The sequence below is a fragment of the Neisseria sp. P0001.S007 genome (genome assembly GCF_051963655.1).
Classification (GTDB): domain Bacteria; phylum Pseudomonadota; class Gammaproteobacteria; order Burkholderiales; family Neisseriaceae; genus Neisseria; species Neisseria subflava_A.
The window spans coordinates 28064-44339 of sequence record NZ_JBQCUB010000003.1; the positions used below are offsets into that span (position 1 = coordinate 28064).

At 53.1% G+C, this 16276-nt stretch carries 13 protein-coding genes and 1 riboswitch; of the genes, 3 read left to right on the forward strand and 10 right to left on the reverse strand.

The features are described from left to right. Positions 1 to 139 precede the first annotated feature (139 nt). From gcvP to gcvT, 4 genes are all read right to left on the reverse strand, one after another. Complete coding sequence (gcvP, locus tag ACTHRE_RS04230; RefSeq protein ID WP_440344872.1) at positions 140 to 2992, reverse strand: aminomethyl-transferring glycine dehydrogenase; 2853 nt, start codon at positions 2990 to 2992, stop codon at positions 140 to 142. A 55-nt stretch (positions 2993 to 3047) separates the two neighbouring features. After that, on the reverse strand, positions 3048 to 3599 hold the full coding sequence (locus ACTHRE_RS04235; protein WP_070734735.1) for a DNA-3-methyladenine glycosylase I: 552 nt from the start codon (positions 3597 to 3599) through the stop codon (positions 3048 to 3050). Between the two features lie 107 nt (positions 3600 to 3706). Then, a complete protein-coding gene (gcvH, locus tag ACTHRE_RS04240) occupies positions 3707 to 4105 on the reverse strand; it encodes a glycine cleavage system protein GcvH (protein ID WP_070713536.1) in 399 nt (132 codons plus the stop codon). 133 nt (positions 4106 to 4238) lie between these two features. After that, positions 4239 to 5339 carry a glycine cleavage system aminomethyltransferase GcvT gene (gcvT, locus tag ACTHRE_RS04245; protein ID WP_440344871.1) on the reverse strand — a complete coding sequence of 367 codons (1101 nt, stop codon included), beginning with the start codon at positions 5337 to 5339 and terminating at the stop codon, positions 4239 to 4241. 210 nt (positions 5340 to 5549) lie between these two features. After that, positions 5550 to 5647, reverse strand: a riboswitch (glycine riboswitch). Between the two features lie 206 nt (positions 5648 to 5853). On the opposite strand from gcvT, the gene ubiB reads away from it, so the two are divergent. Then, the gene (gene ubiB, locus ACTHRE_RS04250; RefSeq protein ID WP_070649421.1) at positions 5854 to 7365 is read left to right on the forward strand and encodes a ubiquinone biosynthesis regulatory protein kinase UbiB; all 1512 of its coding nucleotides are present in this window, start codon (positions 5854 to 5856) and stop codon (positions 7363 to 7365) included. A 74-nt stretch (positions 7366 to 7439) separates the two neighbouring features. Here ubiB and ACTHRE_RS04255 read toward each other — a convergent pair whose 3' ends face one another. The 6 genes from ACTHRE_RS04255 to ACTHRE_RS04280 all read right to left on the reverse strand — a co-directional run bounded on the left by ACTHRE_RS04255 (position 7440) and on the right by ACTHRE_RS04280 (position 12640). Then, positions 7440 to 8810 carry a chloride channel protein gene (locus ACTHRE_RS04255; RefSeq protein WP_377073726.1) on the reverse strand — a complete coding sequence of 457 codons (1371 nt, stop codon included), beginning with the start codon at positions 8808 to 8810 and terminating at the stop codon, positions 7440 to 7442. 77 nt (positions 8811 to 8887) lie between these two features. Further along, positions 8888 to 10108, reverse strand: coding sequence for a bifunctional glutamate N-acetyltransferase/amino-acid acetyltransferase ArgJ (gene argJ, locus ACTHRE_RS04260; RefSeq protein ID WP_377073642.1), 1221 nt, complete (start codon positions 10106 to 10108; stop codon positions 8888 to 8890). 43 nt (positions 10109 to 10151) lie between these two features. After that, positions 10152 to 10850 (reverse strand): LrgB family protein, encoded by a 699-nt coding sequence (locus ACTHRE_RS04265; RefSeq protein WP_070460368.1) that lies wholly within the window; start codon positions 10848 to 10850, stop codon positions 10152 to 10154. Beyond that, positions 10850 to 11194 (reverse strand): CidA/LrgA family protein, encoded by a 345-nt coding sequence (locus tag ACTHRE_RS04270; protein WP_107848900.1) that lies wholly within the window; start codon positions 11192 to 11194, stop codon positions 10850 to 10852. Before ACTHRE_RS04270 ends, ACTHRE_RS04265 begins: the two co-directional genes overlap by 1 nt. Positions 11195 to 11379: 185 nt before the next feature. Continuing rightward, a complete protein-coding gene (locus tag ACTHRE_RS04275) occupies positions 11380 to 12126 on the reverse strand; it encodes a HesA/MoeB/ThiF family protein (RefSeq protein ID WP_377073727.1) in 747 nt (248 codons plus the stop codon). Between the two features lie 49 nt (positions 12127 to 12175). Next, on the reverse strand, positions 12176 to 12640 hold the full coding sequence (locus ACTHRE_RS04280; protein WP_377073643.1) for a cyclic pyranopterin monophosphate synthase MoaC: 465 nt from the start codon (positions 12638 to 12640) through the stop codon (positions 12176 to 12178). A gap of 187 nt (positions 12641 to 12827) precedes the next feature. Here ACTHRE_RS04280 and ppc point away from each other — a divergent pair, with 187 nt between their 5' ends. Together ppc and ACTHRE_RS04290 are read left to right on the forward strand one after the other, a co-directional pair. Further along, positions 12828 to 15530 carry a phosphoenolpyruvate carboxylase gene (ppc, locus tag ACTHRE_RS04285; protein WP_377073644.1) on the forward strand — a complete coding sequence of 901 codons (2703 nt, stop codon included), beginning with the start codon at positions 12828 to 12830 and terminating at the stop codon, positions 15528 to 15530. A 353-nt stretch (positions 15531 to 15883) separates the two neighbouring features. Beyond that, entirely contained in the window at positions 15884 to 16273 is a 390-nt protein-coding gene (locus ACTHRE_RS04290; protein ID WP_377073645.1) for a hypothetical protein, read from the forward strand. Positions 16274 to 16276 lie beyond the last annotated feature (3 nt).

Below are 16276 nucleotides of genomic sequence, written 5' to 3' on the forward strand. Positions count from 1 at the left end.
CTATTTTTCCGAATGCCTTATCTGTTGTTTTACCAAAAACAAATGTATGTTCTCGGGCGAAATATCTTAACAAACAAAAGGCCGTCTGAAAACTATTTTCATTTTCAGACGGCCTGTTCAATTTTAAACCTATTCAGGCTTAATCTTCGTATGCGTCAATCGGCAAGCAGGAGCAAACCAGATTGCGGTCGCCATACACTTCATCTACCCGTTTGACGCTCGGCCAGAATTTGTGTTCGCGGACAAACGGCAACGGGAAGACAGCTTCTTCGCGGGAGTACGGATGCGCCCATTCGCCGGTTACATCTGCGGCGGTATGCGGAGCGTTGACCAGCGGATTGTCCTCTTTCGGCCATTCGCCGCGCTCGACTTTCAGCACTTCCTGTTTGATTTGTTTCAGGGCGGCGATGAAGCGGTCGAGTTCGGCTTTGCTTTCGCTCTCGGTCGGCTCGATCATCAGCGTACCGGCCACAGGGAAGGAAACCGTCGGCGCGTGGAAGCCGTAGTCCATCAGGCGTTTGGCGATATCGGTTTCGGTGATACCGCTTTCGGCTTTAAGTGGACGCAAATCGACGATACATTCGTGCGCGACGCGGCCGTTTTTGCCTGTATACAGAATCGGATAGTCTTCGCTCAGGCGTTTGGCAACGTAGTTGGCGTTGAGCAATGCCCAGCGTGTTGCCTGCTCCATACCTTGTTTGCCCATCATGGTCAGGTACATCCAAGTAATCGGCAGGATAGACGCAGAACCGAAGGCCGCAGCAGCAACGGCGGTTTGGTCGGCACTGGCGCTGTGGGTGTCGGTCAAAGCGTGTCCCGGTGCAAACGGGGCAAGGTGGGCTTTCAAACCGATAGGGCCGACGCCCGGACCGCCGCCGCCGTGAGGGATACAGAAGGTTTTGTGCAGGTTCATGTGCAATACGTCCGCACCGACTTCGGCAGGCTGCATGATGCCGATTTGGGCGTTGAGGTTGGCGCCGTCCATGTAAACCTGTCCGCCGTTTTCATGGATGATGCGGCAGATGTCGCGGATGCCTTCTTCGTACACGCCGTGGGTGGACGGGTAAGTAATCATGATGGCGGACAAAGCGTCGCGGTGTTGCTCGGCTTTGGCTTTCAAATCGTCGATGTTGACGTTGCCGTGTTCGTCGGTATCGACAACGACGACTTTCAAACCCAGCATGGCCGCAGTCGCAGGGTTGGTGCCGTGGGCGGATTTGGGAATCAGACAGATGTTGCGGTGTCCCTCGCCGTTGGCTTCTTGATAGCGGCGGATGGAGAGCATGCCACTGTATTCGCCCTGCGCGCCGGAGTTGGGCTGGAAGGAAATCGCGTCAAAGCCGGTGATGGCTTTCAGGCTGTTTTCCATGTCGGTCAAAAGCGCGTGGTAGCCTGCGGCTTGGTCTTTGGGGGCGTAGGGGTGGATGTCGGTGAACTCTGCCCAAGTAATCGGCAACATTTCCGCAGTCGCATTGAGCTTCATGGTACAGCTGCCCAATGAAATCATGCTGCGGTTCATCGCCAAGTCGCGGTCTTCGAGTTTCTTCAGATAGCGCAGCATTTCGTGTTCGGTATGGTAACTGTTGAACACAGGGTGTTGCAAAATGTCGTCCTGACGCAGCAATTCGGCATTCAGACGGCCTTTGACGTCATCGGCAAATGTGAACGTATCTTTGCCGGTAAACGCGCGGTACAAATCGACCAAATCTTCGTATGCCGACGTTTCATGGAATGCAGCCGCAACTTGAGTATCGTTGACGCGGCGCAGGTTGTAACCCGACTCCAAAGCAGCAGCAAACACTTGGCCTGCTTTCTCTTTGCTGCCAAAATCGACGGTAACGGTATCGAAGAAGACCTTGTGAACCACATTCAGGCCGTCTGAAACCAGCGCATCGGCAAAGGCAGAAGCCAGTGCATGAATGCGGTTGGCAATGCGTTTCACGCCTTCAGGGCCGTGGTAAACGGCATACATACCGGCCAAGTTCGCCAGCAATGCTTGTGCCGTACAAATATTGGATGTCGCTTTTTCGCGGCGGATGTGTTGCTCGCGGGTGGACAAAGCCATGCGCAAGGCAGGTTTGCCCGATGCGTCTTTGGATACGCCGATGATACGGCCCGGGGCAGAACGTTTGAACTCGTCTTTAAACGCGAAATAAGCAGCGTGCGGACCACCGAAGCCCATCGGCACACCGAAGCGTTGGGTATTGCCCAAAGCAATATCTGCGCCCAACTCGGCCGGCGATTTCAGCAAAACCAAGCTCATGATGTCGGCGGCAACAGCAACGATCGTGCCTTTTGCTTTCAGACGGCCGATAACGTCCTGCAAGTCTTGCACATCGCCGTCTTTGCCGACGTATTGGAACAGCGCACCGAAGTATTCGCCTTCATCCGCTTGGGCAAAATCGCCGACCACCAGTTCAAAACCGAAATATTTAGCGCGGGTTTTCATCACATCCAAAGTTTGCGGATACACGCGCGCATCCACAAAGAAACGCTCGGATTTCACTTTACCCACGCGGTGCGCCATCGCCATCGCTTCGGCGGCAGCAGTCGCCTCATCCAGCAAAGACGCGCCTGCCACAGGGAAACCGGTCAAATCGATACACACTTGTTGGAAGTTCAACAAAGCTTCCAAACGACCCTGGGCAATTTCCGCCTGATACGGGGTGTAGGCGGTGTACCAACCCGGATTTTCCAATACGTTGCGCAAAATCACGTTCGGCACGCGGGTCGGGTAATAGCCCAAACCGATATAGGATTTGTTGATCACGTTTTTCGACGCGATGCCTTTCAATTTCGCCAACGCGTCCGCCTCGGTCAAAGCCTCGGGCAAATCGAGTTCGGACGGCATACGGATGCTTTGCGGCACGGTATTGCCGACAAATTCGTCCATGCTCTTCTCGCCGAGCGCTTCCAAAAGCGCAGCCTCGTCGCCAAAACTCAAATGGCGCGCGGCAAATTCGTTCGGGTTGAACAATTCAGATAGTTTCATTTCTACTCCTTCGGTGTTATCGATATCAACACTGTTTTTTCTTGCAGATGTTGTTTCAGACGGCCTCCGCCCATTTTGGACGACATGCCAATATTTCCCTATAAACCGGACAGGTTTCCACATGCGCGCCGGGCAGGTAGCCGGTACTCATTAAAAATTCGCCGACGATTTCGCCGCCGACAAATTTGAAATGTTTTTTAAACAGTTTCACCCATTCAGCCTTGTCGAGCGGATGGTTCGCATCGAGCCAGTTTTTGAATGAGCCGTATTCTTGCTGTATTTGTTTGATTTGTCGCGCGTTATAAATGGCTGCGTTGATTTTCAGGCGGTTGCGGACGATGCCTGCATCGGCAAGCAGTCGCTCAATATCGGTTTCGTCAAATGCGGCGACCGTATCGATGTCGAAACCTTTAAATGCCGTCTGAAATGCCTGCTGCTTCTTCAGCATCAGCGTCCAGCTTAATCCTGCCTGATTGATTTCCAACACCAGCCGCTCAAACAATTCATTGTCGTCCTCAATCGGAAAACCGTATTGCGTGTCGTGATAATGTTTGTTGGGGTTGTCCGTATCGTCAGGAAGCGTGGCGACAAATTCGCAGTAATTCATGTTTGCTGAGGAAAAATTGAAACAAAGGCCGTCTGAAAGCATTTTTCAGACGACCTAAGACCTGCAATATCAAACAGATGAAAAACCTGTTTGGATGTTTGCAAAAATCAAGCTACTTCGCCTGCGTATTGTTCGGCAGTCAGCAGACCGTCGTAATCGGCAGGGTTGGCAGGTTCGATTTTGAAGAACCAGCCTGCGCCGTAAGGGTCGCTGTTGGCAGTTTCCGGAGCGCTTGGCAAATCTTCGTTGACGGCAACGATTTCACCTGCAATCGGCGCGTATACGTCAGATGCGGCTTTTACAGACTCAACCACACCGGCTTGCTCTTCGGCGGCAAGGTTTGCGCCGACTTCTGGCAGCTCGACAAACACGATGTCGCCCAACAGCTCTTGCGCGTGATGGGTAATGCCGACGGTGATGGTACCGTCTTCTTCAAGGCGCAGCCATTCGTGGCTGGCAACGTATTTCAGTTCTGCTGGGATGTTGCTCATGGTTTGATACTCCATTGATAGGGGGTTATTTTCAGACGGCATCTTCATAGATGCCTTGTTCAATGCTTTCTACAAACGTCCGTATCGGACGACAATTAAAACCTGCTTCCAGACGGCCCTTAACAAATAAAGGCCGTCTGAACCGATATTAATCAAACTGTTTTTGACCGTTGCGGACAAACGGCAGCTTCAGTACGCGCACGTCCACTTCCTTACCGCGCATCAGCACTTTGGCGGTATCGCCGTCAAAATCTTTCGGTACGCGGGCGATGGCGATGGATTGTTTCAGGCTTGGGGAGAATACGCCGCTGGTGGTTTCGCCTTGACCTTTGTCGGTCAACACTTCCATATGCGCGCGCAGGATGCCGCCTTTATCGAGCAACAAGCCAACCTGTTTGACGGCAACGCCTTTTTCTTTCAATGCCACCAATGCGGCTTTACCGACGAAATCGCGGCTTTCATCTTTCAAGTCAACGGTCCAACCCATGCCTGCTTCGAGCGGGCTGGTATTGTCGTCCATATCGTTGCCGTAGAGGTTCATACCGGCTTCCATGCGCAAGGTGTCGCGTGCGCCGAGGCCGCAAGGCTGTACGCCTGCTGCTTGCAGGGCTTTGAAGAATGCGACGGCTTCAGTACCCGGCAGAATCACTTCAACGCCGTCTTCGCCGGTATAGCCTGTACGGGCGACAAACCAGTCGTTGCCCAAGTCTGCACCTTGGAACGGTTTGAGGCCGTGAATCACGTCCGCCCATTCAGGTTTGACGGTCAGGAGTTTTTCGATGGCTTTCGGGCCTTGTACGGCAAGCATGCCGAGGTCGTAGCGCGGATTGAAGGCAACGCCGAACTCTTGTCCGACTTTGTGGAATTGCGCCGTGTCTTTTTCGCGGGTCGCGCCGTTGGACACGATGCGGTATTGGGTTTCGGCTTCATTGGTGCGGTAAACGATCAAGTCGTCAATCACGCCGCCGTTGTCGTTGAGCAAAGCGGAATAAAGGGCTTTGCCGACAAAAGCGAGTTTGGCGACATCGTTGGCAATCAATTTGCGGAAAAAGGCTTTGGCATTTGCGCCTGCTACGTCGGTAACGAGCATATGGGATACGTCAAACATACCGGCGTCGGTGCGCACGGCTTCGTGTTCGGCGATTTGTGAACCATAATGGATGGGCAGCTCCCAGCCGGCAAAATCTACCAGCTTCGCGCCTGCATCTTGATGGGCTTGATGAAATGGGGTGGTTTTCAGAGCAGTCATTCTCAAGTTTCTCCGGATTTTTTGTTCAGATGCCGCCCGCGCACCTATGCGCGGATGACCCTATCTGTCCTTGAACCTGAGATTTTCGGCCGTATCCGCATGATGGCAAACCAGTCTGCTCACTGCTTTGCGCGGTTGTCTGAATGGTGGTTCAGACGGCCTTCTCCCCTTCGGTGGACGTTATTCTAACGCCGCTCTCCAGATTGTTTGTTTCAATGTGCAGTCCCTGATACCTGAGCGATTTAAGGGTGTCTGCGCCTTCGGTGGTTACATTGTAGTTGGGTGTAACACTCTCCTGCACATTTCCCGATTATGTCTTGAATCGGCGGTTTGGGCAAGTAGCCGATGAATATTTATGATGCGAATATTCGTCTTTTTATTGAGGCGGCAAAACCTTAGCCTTTATCAAATTATTGGCTATGCGGCAAATGTTTTTGCAAAAGTCTCAGGCCGTCTGAAGCCCTTACCCGTTTTTCCTATATAATTCTGTTTTTTCGATTTATCTGCGTCCATCATGAACCGCCTCAAACGCATTAAAACCATCCTCTGCACGCTCTACCGCTACCGCCTTGCCGAACTGATTGCCTCGCTGGTCCGTCCGGGTTGGGCGCGGACTTTCCTCAATATGCTGCCGCAGTCGTCCAAGTTCAAACACGAGATGCCTGCCGTGCGCCTGCGTTTGGCGTTGGAAAGCCTGGGGCCGATTTTCATCAAATTCGGACAGGTATTGTCCACGCGCCCCGATTTGATTCCGCACGATTACGCGGTCGAACTGGCAAGGCTGCAAGACAAAGTGCCGCCGTTTGACGCGCAGCTTTCGCGTTCGCAAATCGAAAAATCACTGGGACAATCCATCGACACTTTATACGCGGAATTTGAAACAGAGCCGGTCGCCAGCGCATCCATCGCCCAGGTACACAAAGCCCGCCTGCATTCGGGCGAACAAGTCGCCGTGAAAGTCTTGCGCCCCAACCTTTTGCCCGTTATCGAACAGGATTTGTCGCTGATGCGCTTTGGTGCAGGCTGGGTAGAACGTTTGTTTTCAGACGGCAAGCGTTTAAAGCCGCGCGAAGTGGTGGCCGAATTTGACAAATACCTGCACGATGAATTGGATTTGATGCGCGAAGCCGCCAATGCCAGCCAGCTCGGTCGCAATTTTCAAAACAGCGATATGCTGATTGTGCCGAAGGTGTTTTACGACTACTGCACCAGCGACGTGCTGACCATCGAATGGATGGACGGCACGCCGGTATCCGATATCGCCAAACTCAAAGCCGACGGCATTGATTTGCACAAACTTGCCGATTACGGCGTGGAAATCTTCTTCACGCAAGTTTTCCGCGACGGCTTTTTCCATGCGGATATGCACCCCGGCAACATTTTGGTCGCCGCCGACAACCGCTACATCGCCCTTGACTTCGGCATCGTCGGCACGCTGACCGATTACGACAAGCGCTATCTTGCCATCAACTTCCTCGCCTTCTTCAACCGCGATTACCACCGCGTCGCTACCGCCCACATCGAATCGGGTTGGGTGCCTGCCGACACGCGTGCGGAAGAATTGGAAGCCGCCGTCCGCGCCGTATGCGAGCCTGTGTTCAATAAACCGATTTCGCAGATTTCCTTCGGCTTGGTGCTGATGCGCCTGTTTGAAGTCAGCCGCCGCTTCAATGTCGAAATCCAACCGCAGCTGGTATTGCTGCAAAAAACGCTGCTCAACATCGAAGGCTTGGGCCGCCAACTCGATCCCGATTTGGACTTGTGGAAAACCGCCAAACCGTTTTTGGTGCGCTGGATGAACGAACAGGTCGGCCCCAAAGCCCTCTGGCGCAACCTCAAAAACGAAGCCCCCGACTGGGCGCAAATCATCCCTTCCCTGCCGCGTAAAATCAGTGCGCTGGTTGATGAAAACCGCCAACAGGAAATGCGCGATGCCTATGTGCATCTGGTCAAAGTACAGCAACGCCAAAGCCTGTGGCTGGGTGTGATTGCGGTTGTTTTGCTGCTGATTTTGCTGTTTAAGTAAACCGTAATACAACTTTAAACGACATAATAAAGGCCGTCTGAAATCAATTTTCAGACGGCCTTTTATATGCCGACCTATTCTTTTTTCTCGTGCTGAACATGTCCGCTTTCAGCTTCGATATGCCGTCTGAAGCGCAAACCTGCGGCATGGTAAAACGGATGCGGCGAGAATTGGCGCGAGACTTGCGAAGCGAAGATGCAAGTCAGCAGCATCCAAAACAGTAAATTTTGTCCGCCTGTCATTTCCATTACCACCACAGCGGCGGTCAACGGCGATTGGGTCGCGGCGGCAAGGAATGCGGCCATGCAAAGCAAAACCGCGACATTGGACGCGTCGCCCAGTTGCGCGAAAGAAGCCATGTGTTCGCCTATCATCGCGCCGATGGTTAATGACGGCGTGAAGATACCGCCGGGAATGCCTGCCCAGTAGCTGAACACGGTCGCCGCCCATTTTGCGGCAGCCAAGCCGAACGGCGCTTCATACGCACCTTTAAGTGCGGCTGCGGCTTCGTGATAGCCCGTGCCATAGGTTTTACCTTGATAAAACGTACCGAGCAGCGCCAGCAAGATACCCATCACAAAGGCGACCACCAACAAATGACGGCGGATGAAACTGCGCCAGCGCACCGGTGCGAATGCCGCCGCGCCGCGATACAAAAAGCTGCCGAACAATCCGCCAGCCACGCCACAGATAATGCCCGACACCGCAGCCCACATCAGCATGTTTGGCAGCTCATGCCCTTGAAAACCTGAGAAATACGGGTTATTGCCCTGTATCGCCACTTGAATGAAACCGGCCGCCAACACGCCCATCAGGATTTGGCGCTCCCAACGCAAAATCACGCCGCGCCCCAATTCTTCGATGGCAAACACCACGCCTGCCAAAGGCGCGTTAAACGCCGCCGCCAAACCGCCTGCCGCGCCTGCGGCAATCAAATCGTTTTCCTGCATGCCCCTAAACGCCAGCCCGTGCTTTTTACACCACGCGCCCCAAGCGTTCATCACCGCCGCGCCCACTTGTACAGACGGTCCTTCCCTGCCGATCGACGCCCCCAAAATCATGCCCAAAAACGTCAGCGGAATCTTAAAAAAGGTTTCGCCCAGACGAATCAAACGGGTTTTCTGCGCACCATAAGGCAAAGACAAAGAAGCGATGACCTGCGGAATACCGCTGCCGGAAGTGTACGGCGCAAATTTGCGCGTAAACCACGCCAAAAGCGGCAAACCCAGCGGCAAAGCCACCCATGCGAACCACGGATATTTTCCCACCAACAAAGCGTTCCATTCCAAAGCCAAATCCGCCAAGTACGCAAACATCAAAGCCGTCAGGGCAACCAGTGCCGAGCCTACCAGCAAAAACAGAAAGGCAATGCTCTTTTTCGACAGGCGTTTGGTTTGGCGGATTTTGTGGGCGAGACGCGCTGCCCAAGTTTGGGGAAATTTCATCATAAACACGCAGTCAATGTTTTCAGACGGCCTTGATACTTTTCTCAAAGGCCGTCTGAAAACAAGAATAAAGGTTTTTAAGAACGGTAATCCGCGTTAATCGACACATACTCGTGCGACAAATCGCAGGTATAGACAGCCGCCGTCGTATCGCCGCGTTGCAAATCGATGCGGACGGTGATTTCCGGACGGTTCATCACGGCTTGTCCAGCCTCTTCGGTATAGCTTTCCGCGCGGCCGCCATTTTCAGCCACCAACACATCATCCAGCCACATTTTCAAAGCATCGACGTCCAAGTCTTCAATACCGGCATAGCCGACAGCTGCCAACAGACGGCCCAGGTTCGGGTCGGAGGCAAAGAAAGCGGTTTTCACCAAAGGCGAATGGGCGACGGCATAAGCCACTTTGCGCGCTTCTTCGCGGGTTTTCGCGTTTTGCACTTCAATCGTGATGAACTTGGTCGCACCCTCGCCATCACGGACAATCGCCTGCGCCAGTTCCAAAGCCAGCGAACCAAGCAAGGCTTTGAGCTGCGCATAGCGCGGATCGGCGGTATTGTCGATTTCGCTCTGACCGCAACGGCCTGTCGCCATAATCACGAAGCTGTCGTTGGTGCTGGTATCGCCGTCCACGGTAATCGTATTGAAACTTTCGTCTGCGATTTCTTGCGTCATCAGCTGCAAAATCGGTTGGGACACTTTGGCATCGGTAGCGATAAACGACAACATGGTTGCCATATTCGGATGAATCATGCCCGAGCCTTTGGCGATGCCGGTAGCGCGGACTGTGTGTTTTTCGCCAACCAGGCCTGTGCGTGAAGCAGCTTTCGGTACAGTATCCGTCGTCATGATGGCACGGGCCGCGTCCGACCAAAATGCAGGGCGCACTTGCGGCAAAGCGGCCACGATTTTATCCACAGGCAGCGGCTCTAAAATCACGCCGGTCGAAAACGGCATAATCTGATTGGATTGGCAGCCGACCTGTTCCGCCGCCGCCGCGCACACTTTAATCGCGTCCAGACGGCCTTGTGCGCCGGTACCTGCATTGGCATTGCCCGTATTGACGACTAAGGCACATACGCCGTCTTGGTCAAACAGATGCGACTTGGCAATATGCACCGGCGCGGCGCAGAAACGGTTTTGCGTAAACACCGCGCCCACTGTATGTCCGCCGCCCAACACCATTAGTGTCAAATCGTCGCGGTCTTGTTGCTTGATGCCGGCACGACCTGTAAACAGACGGATGCCGTCGATTTCCAACAATTCGTCTGCACGTTTTTCAGTCAAATTTACAGCCATATCATTTTCTCCTGTTTTACACTATTTTCAGACGGCCTAAACGCTATACGCCCAATAAGGGAATCAAGATAGGCACCAATACCGCCGTCAATACGCCGTTGAGCGTCAAGCCCAAGCCGGCATATGCAGCCATACGGCGGCCGTATTCCAAAGACGCTGCAATACCCATCGCATGCGAGGCCGTACCCAAAGACATTCCCACTGAAGAAGGCATATATAACGTCCCTTTCAACACTTTATATCCGGCCATCTGTCCAAAAAGTCCGGCAATAATCACCGTTGCCGCCGTAATCGCCGGAATACCGCCGATAGACGCCGTGATTTCGATCGCAATCGGGTTGGTCACGGATTTGGAAGCCAGCGACAAAATCACTTCGCGCGAAGCGCCCAGCCATTTGGCAAAATACACGCCCGTAACAATGCCTGTCACGCTGCCTGCCAACTGCGACAACACCACCGGCAACCACTGGCTGCGGATACGGTCCCAATTTCGATAAAGCGGCACGGCCAACAACACGACTGCCGGTTTCAACCAAAAATCAATAAAGTGCGAGGCAGAGTGATACAGCTCGTAATCGATGGCAAATACTTTCAAATACCCCATCAATACCAGCGTACTGATCAATACCGGATTACACAGCACATTCCCCGTGCGCGCCCGAATCTGCACCGCCAAAGCATACACGGCCAAAGTCAGGAACAGCATGACCGAGGGCATGCGCAACAGCCCGTCTATGTTCATCACATCCGCCTCCTGACCCACTCATGCACTTTGCCTGTCACCAACAATACGCAGATCGTACTGCCGATTGTGGCCGTCAAAATCGAAAACCAGTCGTTTGCAATCACATCCAAATAGCTGATGACGGCCACGCAAGGTGGCACCAAAAATAAAGTCAGGTTTGCCATCAAAATATCTGCCAGTTCCCCCACCCAAGACAATTTAACCCAGCCTGCCTGAAGTGCGGCAAATAGCAAACCCATGCCGACAATGCTGCCCGGCAGCTTCAAACCCAAAATCCAAACGGTTGCCTCGCCCAAAGCCAGGCAACCCAATACTACCAATAAGGCACGAATAATATTCATTAAGCCGGTTTCTCCTTATCCTTTTTCAGACGGCCTCAAAAAATTTATTAATCATTGAATCATATCGTGCCACAGGCCGTCTGAAAAGGGAAGAAACGCCTTCCTTCAAGTTTAATGAAAGATAAGTATGATTACTCTAGCGGATTGGCTTAGGCAATATTGAAACCCCACCCTGCTTTTTGTCTTTAACGGCCGCTGCAAACCGGGCATTCGGGATTGTGTCTCACCCCGTATTGCTGCCATTTTCCGCTCAACGCGTTGTAGGTAGAAAGTTTGCCGTGCGACGGCGCACCGATACCAATCAGTACTTTGAGCGCTTCGGCGGCTTGGGTCGTCCCGATAACACCGACCAAGGGCGAAAAAACGCCGAACAATGCACAAGCGCCGTCGCTGGCTTGTTCGCCGTCAAACAGGCAGGCATAGCAGGGCGTATCGGGAAGATCGGGACGGTACACGGCAATTTGTCCATCAAAGCCGACGGCTGCGGCTGAAACCAAAGGCGTGTGCGTGGCAACGGCGGCGCGGTTGACCGCCTGGCGTGTGGGATAATTGTCGGAACAATCGAGGATGATGTCCGCGGCGTTTGCCAATTCGACAAGCTTGGCTTCATCGAGAAATTCGGCAATGGCTGTAATGTGTGTTTGGCTGTTGATCTGTTTCAGACGGCCTTGCATGACCAAAGCCTTGTTTTTGCCGATGTCGGCTTCGGTAAACGTGATTTGGCGTTGAAGGTTGGTCTCGTCGATGGTATCGGCATCGGCAATCGTCAGGTGGCCGATGCCGGCGGCAGCAAGATACGGCAAGGCCGCCGCACCCAGCCCGCCGCAACCGACAACAAGCACATGGGCGGCCAAAAGTTTTTCTTGGCCTTCGATACCGATTTCGTCAAGCAGGATATGGCGGCTGAACCGCAGGAGTTGTTGATCGTTCATCATAATGATAAGGCCGTCTGAAACCCAATGTTCAGACGGCCTGAGTGATTTAGAAATTAATATTTTCGTATGCGTTGTCAAACAGGAAAGGACGGCCTTCGTTGCTGGTTTCGGATTCGAGGCGGATGCCGCTGAGCATCATATTGCGGTCAACGTCTTTCATCATGTCGTAAACGCTCAAGAGCGCCAAATTAAGGCCGGTCAGGGCTTCGGTGGCAATGCTGCCGTTGCTGTTCGCTTGGACGGTCAGCGTGGCCTTCAGGCAGGCCAGCTCAACGTTAATATCGAAATCAACCTGCACGCCGATGATACGGCCGGGCAGGTGCAGCGGAATCAGGTTGGCGGTCTGTTTGATGCTCTGAATGGCGGCAACGCGGGCGATGGTCAGGATACTTGCCTTTTCGGTGGCATTCTCTATCAACACCCGTATCGCCTGCTGGCTCATGTTGACGGTGCCGACAGCGACGGCGGTGTGTTGCTCAGGAAAATCGGGCTGGTTGGGAAATTCAATCATGGGTTTCTCGCCTCTGTTTTGATGGGCAATATTTTACGGCATTTTACAGACAGCGACCACGCGGCGGATACGGACGGCTGTTTTCTGGTTTGAAATGTATCGGACGGCAGCATTGGCAGTTTACAAAAATTTGCTATACAATGGATTCGGGACAAACCCAAATTAACATTTAAATAAGAGAAAAATCATGCAACTGCATATCTTAAATAATCCCAAAGATGCCGCTTTGGCAGCGGATGCGGAATTTTTAAAACAGTCTCTTTTCAATCTGCTGCATGAGGAAGCGTCGCCTTTGGTGGTCGAAACCGTTAAGTTATTATCGACTTCAGACGACAGCGCTGCCTTGATTGAAAAGGTGTTGCCGCAATTGGACGAACAACAAACCCACGATTTAACCTTGGCCTGCGGCCTGTTCGCGCAGATTTTGAACATCGCCGAAGACGTGCACCACGAACGCCGCCGCCAAATCCACGAAGATGCCGGCCACAGCGCAGCAGAAGGCAGCCTGACGGAAACCGTGCGCAAGCTCAAAGCCGGAAAAGTCAACGGCAAAGCGTTGCAACAACAACTGGACAATACAGTCGTTACCGCCGTTTTGACCGCGCACCCGACCGAAGTGCAACGCCAAACCGTCTTAAGCTTCAACCGCCGCATCCGCGCGCTGCTGCCGCAACGCGAACGCTGTACCAACCCCGAAGCACTGGCTCAGTTGCGCCGCGAAATCGACACAGTCCTTTTGGGCTTGTGGCAGACCAGCGAAACGCGCCGCCACAAACTCAGCGTCAACGACGAGATCAACAACGGTGTATCCATCTTCCCAATGAGCTTCTTTGAAGCCCTGCCCAAACTCTACCGCACAATGGAACGTGATTTTCAGACGGCCTATCCCGGCGTCCGCGTTCCGAATATCCTTAAAATCGGCGGCTGGATCGGCGGCGACCGCGACGGCAACCCGTTCGTTTCTGCCGAAACCTTGCGTTTTGCGTTCAGACGGCATGCCGACGCAGTGTTCCGTTTCTATCGTGGCGAACTCGACAAACTCTACCGCGAATTGCCGCTCTCCATCCGCCGCGTCAAAGTCAACGACGATGTGATGGCATTGGCCGCCCTCTCGCCTGACGAAGAAATCGCCCGTACCGAAGAACCCTACCGCCGCGCCATCGCCTACATCATGGCACGCGCCATGGGCAAGGCACGCTCACTCGGTTTGGGCATGGGCTGCAAATTCGGCTTCCTCGAGCCTTATGCCACAGTCGAAGAGTTCCTCAACGACCTGAAAAAACTGCAACGCTCGCTCCACGAAAACGGCAGCCAACTGCTGGCAGAAGGCCGTCTGGCCGACATTATCCGCAGCGTATCCGTGTTTGGCTTCCACATGATGCCGCTCGACCTGCGCCAACACGCAGGCAAACACGCCGATGTGGTTGCCGAGCTTTTCCAACACGCAGGCTTGGAAGACTACAACAGCCTGAACGAAGAGCAAAAACAAGCCGCCCTGTTGCGCGAATTGAGCCATCAACGTCCGCTGTACAGCCCGTTCATCACATACAGCGACCATACCCGCCACGAACTGGCAATTTTCAACGAAGCGCGCAAAATCAAAGACGAATTTGGCGAAGATGCCGTTACACAAAGCATTATTTCCAACTGCGAACAACCCAGCGACCTGCTCGCCTTGGCATTGCTGCTGAAAGAAAGCGGCCTGTTGGTGGTGGAAAACGGCAAACCGCACAGCCGCATCAATATCGTGCCTCTGTTTGAAACCATCGAAGCACTCGAAAACGCCTGTCCTGTCATGGAAACCATGTTCCGCCTCGACTGGTATGATGCCCTACTCGAAAGCCGCGGCAATATCCAAGAAATCATGCTCGGCTACTCCGACTCCAACAAAGACGGCGGCTACGTTACCAGCTCATGGTGTCTGTATCAGGCCGAATTGGGCTTGGTCGAACTCTTCAAAAAATACGATGTCCGCATGCGCCTGTTCCACGGCCGCGGCGGCAGCGTAGGTCGCGGCGGCGGCCCTTCTTACCAAGCCATTTTGGCGCAACCTGCAGGCAGCGTTGCCGGACAAATCCGCATTACCGAGCAAGGCGAAGTCATTACCGCCAAATACGCCGACCCGGGCAATGCCCAACGCAACTTGGAAACCTTGGTTGCCGCGACTTTGGAAGCCAGCATCCTGCCGGATAAAAAAGACCCTGATGCCAAACTGATGCAGGATTTGTCGGACGTATCGTTCAAATACTACCGCGAACTGATTACCCACCCCGACTTCATCGACTACTTCCTGCAAACCAGCCCGATTCAGGAAATCGCCACCCTCAACCTCGGCAGCCGTCCTGCCAGCCGCAAAACCTTGGCACGGATTCAGGACTTGCGCGCGATTCCGTGGGTATTCTCATGGATGCAAAACCGCCTCATGCTGCCGGCTTGGTACGGTTTCGGCAGCGCAGTGGAAACCTTGTGCGAAGGCAAACCCGACACACTGGCCGCCCTGCGCGAACATGCCCAAAGCAACCCGTTCTTCCAAGCCATGCTCTCCAATATGGAGCAAGTGATGGCGAAAACCGACATCACCTTGGCGGAAAACTATGCCGGCTTGAGCGAATCGCCCGATAAAGCAAAAGTCATCTTCGGCATGATCAAAGAAGAATACCAACGCAGCCGCAAAGCACTGCTCGACTTGCTGCAAACCGAAGAGCTCCTGCGCGACAACCGCAGCCTCGCCCGTTCGCTTGCCTTGAGGATTCCATACCTGAACGCTCTCAACGGCCTGCAAGTCGCCATGCTCAAACGCCTGCGCAAAGAGCCCGATAATCCGCACGCACTGCTGATGGTTCACCTGACCATCAACGGCGTGGCGCAAGGTTTGCGTAATACCGGTTAAGTCAGTACGGAAAAAAGGCCGTCTGAAACAGTTTTTCAGACGGCCTTTAAACTAACTGCGAACCGCGGCAAAGTATTTACCCACAAACTCCATACTGTTTCTCAACCTGCTTGCCACTCTGACCCTATTCATTTAACTTACCCTGTATTTCAGACTATTTGGAGAAATAGCAGATAACCCTCTGCTAAATCAATATGTTCACTTAAGTATGGCAACTGCTTCAGCATGGTGGATGGTCGACCTACTGACATACCTTACTGCGGCACCATCGCATATCGCCGCACAATACGCTTTCAGACAACCCTGAGGCCGTCTGAAAAACAAAAACATCTCACACCAAGGCAACTATCATTATGTTTGACATTGTATTTATCTTGTTATTCGGCAGGCTTCAGCCCCACAAAACACCCGATTCATCCGACACGCCCGTCCCTTTTGGGCATTCGGCGGCAGGCTCGGCTTTAATTTATTTATGCATACGCATAGGGATAATCATCCTTCATGATTCGATTTCCGGAGCCATTGACAGCCTCCCCCTCATTCTGTTTCAAACAATCTGCATGTTCGGCTGTCTGGTTTTGTATTTCAAAATGTTACGTACCGCATCCAACCCGAAACACCGGCAGATGATTTATTGGGTACTGGGCATTCTTTTGGGTTTGATCTTAAGCCTCCTGTCTGAAAAATTGTTTTATTTAACGGCTTTATTCATTTACTCATTCTTCGGAAGAACAATAAGCTGAATG

Coding starts and splice junctions, on each gene's coding strand:
- gcvP (WP_440344872.1), bottom strand. CDS start 2,992: ATGAAACTATCTGAATTGTTCAACCCGAACGAATTTGCCGCGCGCCAT.
- ACTHRE_RS04235 (WP_070734735.1), bottom strand. CDS start 3,599: ATGAATTACTGCGAATTTGTCGCCACGCTTCCTGACGATACGGACAAC.
- gcvH (WP_070713536.1), bottom strand. CDS start 4,105: ATGGAGTATCAAACCATGAGCAACATCCCAGCAGAACTGAAATACGTT.
- gcvT (WP_440344871.1), bottom strand. CDS start 5,339: ATGACTGCTCTGAAAACCACCCCATTTCATCAAGCCCATCAAGATGCA.
- ubiB (WP_070649421.1), top strand. CDS start 5,854: ATGAACCGCCTCAAACGCATTAAAACCATCCTCTGCACGCTCTACCGC.
- ACTHRE_RS04255 (WP_377073726.1), bottom strand. CDS start 8,810: ATGAAATTTCCCCAAACTTGGGCAGCGCGTCTCGCCCACAAAATCCGC.
- argJ (WP_377073642.1), bottom strand. CDS start 10,108: ATGGCTGTAAATTTGACTGAAAAACGTGCAGACGAATTGTTGGAAATC.
- ACTHRE_RS04265 (WP_070460368.1), bottom strand. CDS start 10,850: ATGAACATAGACGGGCTGTTGCGCATGCCCTCGGTCATGCTGTTCCTG.
- ACTHRE_RS04270 (WP_107848900.1), bottom strand. CDS start 11,194: ATGAATATTATTCGTGCCTTATTGGTAGTATTGGGTTGCCTGGCTTTG.
- ACTHRE_RS04275 (WP_377073727.1), bottom strand. CDS start 12,126: ATGAACGATCAACAACTCCTGCGGTTCAGCCGCCATATCCTGCTTGAC.
- ACTHRE_RS04280 (WP_377073643.1), bottom strand. CDS start 12,640: ATGATTGAATTTCCCAACCAGCCCGATTTTCCTGAGCAACACACCGCC.
- ppc (WP_377073644.1), top strand. CDS start 12,828: ATGCAACTGCATATCTTAAATAATCCCAAAGATGCCGCTTTGGCAGCG.
- ACTHRE_RS04290 (WP_377073645.1), top strand. CDS start 15,884: ATGTTTGACATTGTATTTATCTTGTTATTCGGCAGGCTTCAGCCCCAC.